The following is a 1,781-nucleotide window of genomic DNA, read 5'->3' on the forward strand; positions in this document are numbered from 1 at the left end:
TGGGGACACATAAGTGTGTCACTAGGACAATTGATAAGTTTAACTCACATCATGAGCTTTAAGGTAATTGCGTTTAATACAAGTAAAGACTCGAGCTTTAATTGTGACGCTATTTTCTCGGTAAAACCGCCTTTAACTAATAAAAGTTAAGTGGCGTCCCCAAGGGGATTCGAACCCCTGTTACCGCCGTGAAAGGGCGGTGTCCTAGGCCTCTAGACGATGGGGACACAGAAAACTGCTACCCTAGGACAAAACACTAATTTTTGGTGGAGCCATGCGGGATCGAACCGCAGACCTCTTCACTGCCAGCGAAGCGCTCTCCCAGCTGAGCTATGGCCCCAACTTAATCAATACCCGTCGTGATAAACACATCGTGTATCGCTTAGTGCGGGGCGCATTCTATGCACCACCCAAAATAAAGTCAACAGTTTTTTACCTAGCTTTATTTAAATGGTTTAATTTTCAACAAACTGGCTATCAAGCGTGCTAAAAAATACAATTTGAATAATATTCTAGCCCTACTGCTTATAATAACATCACTATATCGCAGCGAATACTCAACAACACCCTACTCCCCCTAATTAATGCAACAAAACTACATCAAAGCAAAGGTATACATTTATATGCAAATTGAATTTATCTAAAAACTACCAATTAAGGCCTCGCCAATAGCCTTAATCTTTTAAAAGTTATAATTACTTATAATAACCAAAGTTTAAATGTGGGTTTGAGAGTACCCACAGCCTTCACTCGCTTAATAACCAGCGTAGCTCGTACTGAGAAAAGTCGATTATTGTGTGAAGAACATTTTTTAAAGAACATTGTAGCTTCGTAATTCTATGTACAAAACTTTAGCTATGTGTGATTTATTTAGGGCATGTTGACCTTTGTGGATTGAAATTTGTTCAATCTAGGGGCGATTAAATCGCGGCGCGAGGTTTGTAACCTAGTGGGCTAACTAAAAACCGAGCAACAAAGAGTAATTCCCCCTGGGCAGAACCCTTCGGGCAGCCATGTCTGGTCTTTATTCTGCGTTATCGCCTATTTATCGGGAATACCACACGAATAGGCTCTGCCTTGCCTAAACACCTAACATACTGCTGCAAATTTAACCTCGATAGATCAACACGCCCTAGTCTTAACCCGAAAAGCTGTTAGTGAGGAGTGCGTCTTTCGAATTGGCTAGGTTGGCTTATAAAAAATAAAACAAGTACAAAAATAAAGTTTAGAGTATTGTAAGTATCATTCGTTTGGGGAAGTTTAAATTAAATTCATTTTTAAAGGCCAACTCTATTAGCTAAATAACTCGCCCTAATATTAATCCATCTTGCTCATAATCATAAAAACGACTCCAGTAAAAAAAAACAATAAGTATCGTGAAGCTAAATTTAAGATTAATAAAATACAATTCCCTACTCACTTTTAGGAGCTTATTAGGTGCTTAATTGAACTGCAATATCAAATTTGATGATAAAATAGACTTCAACCATATCCTATTGTTTATAAAACCTTCATTCAGCACATTTTTATCATTCAAGTGTTGACACATTTCCAACTCTATCTATAATAGCGCCCCACAACAACGCAGCAATGCAATGTTGTTTAGATGTGGGTGATTAGCTCAGTTGGGAGAGCATCGCCCTTACAAGGCGAGGGTCACTGGTTCAAGTCCAGTATCACCCACCACTTTTTAATTAAAGTGTTCACATCTAAATTCTATATGGGTCCTAAGCTCAATTAGAAAATAGAGAGCATTACCGCTACTTACAAGTAACGGCGAA

The 1,781-nt window shown here is 38.6% G+C and carries 3 tRNA genes; 1 reads left to right on the forward strand and 2 read right to left on the reverse strand.

Features of this window, described 5'->3' with window-relative positions:
* Window positions 1-151: 151 nt before the first annotated feature.
* A tRNA-Glu gene (locus CXF89_RS19115) sits at window positions 152-227 on the reverse strand.
* A 37-nt stretch (window positions 228-264) separates the two neighbouring features.
* A tRNA-Ala gene (locus CXF89_RS19120) sits at window positions 265-340 on the reverse strand.
* A 1,270-nt stretch (window positions 341-1,610) separates the two neighbouring features.
* Here CXF89_RS19120 and CXF89_RS19125 point away from each other — a divergent pair.
* Window positions 1,611-1,686 (forward strand) — tRNA-Val (locus CXF89_RS19125).
* Window positions 1,687-1,781: the final 95 nt, after the last annotated feature.

Origin of the sequence: Pseudoalteromonas sp. MelDa3, from assembly GCF_002863625.1 — a bacterium.
In the GTDB taxonomy this organism is placed as follows: Bacteria; Pseudomonadota; Gammaproteobacteria; order Enterobacterales; family Alteromonadaceae; genus Pseudoalteromonas; species Pseudoalteromonas arctica.